This is a genomic window from Vogesella mureinivorans (genome assembly GCF_007644035.1).
Lineage (GTDB): Bacteria > Pseudomonadota > Gammaproteobacteria > Burkholderiales > Chromobacteriaceae > Vogesella > Vogesella mureinivorans.
This window is the reverse complement of sequence record NZ_VMTV02000515.1, coordinates 1-409: the sequence shown is the minus strand read 5'-3', so window position 1 is coordinate 409 and position 409 is coordinate 1. Positions and strand designations below refer to the sequence as shown.

General features: G+C 70.4%; 1 protein-coding gene. It reads left to right on the top strand.

All coding sequences use genetic code 11. The annotated features are described in order from the left end of the window. The coding region (locus FLQ44_RS14315) for a response regulator (protein WP_147694966.1) at positions 1-409 on the top strand (409 nt) is incomplete at both ends.

The following is a 409-nucleotide window of genomic DNA, read 5'->3' as shown; positions in this document are numbered from 1 at the left end:
GGACGAGGGCTATGCGGTAGCGACCGCCGAGCATGCCGAGGCGGCGCGCGCAGCACGCAGCGAAGGCCGCTTCGATGCCGTGCTGCTCGACATCTGGATGCCCGGTACCGACGGCATCGCCCTGCTCCGCGAGTGGAAGACCGCCGGTGACGACACGCCGGTCGTGATGATGTCCGGCCACGGCACCATCGAAACCGCAGTCGAGGCCACGCGGCTGGGCGCCTACGACTTCATCGAGAAGCCGGTGACCCTGGCCAAGCTGCTGATCACCCTGGAGCGTGCGCTCGAAGCCCAGCGCCTGCGCGCCGACAACCAGGCCCTGCGTCGTCAGCTCAGTCCATCGGTGGCACCGCTGGGCGAGTCGGCGGTCATGCAGCGCCTGCGCGCGCAGCTCGAACGCCTGGCCGGC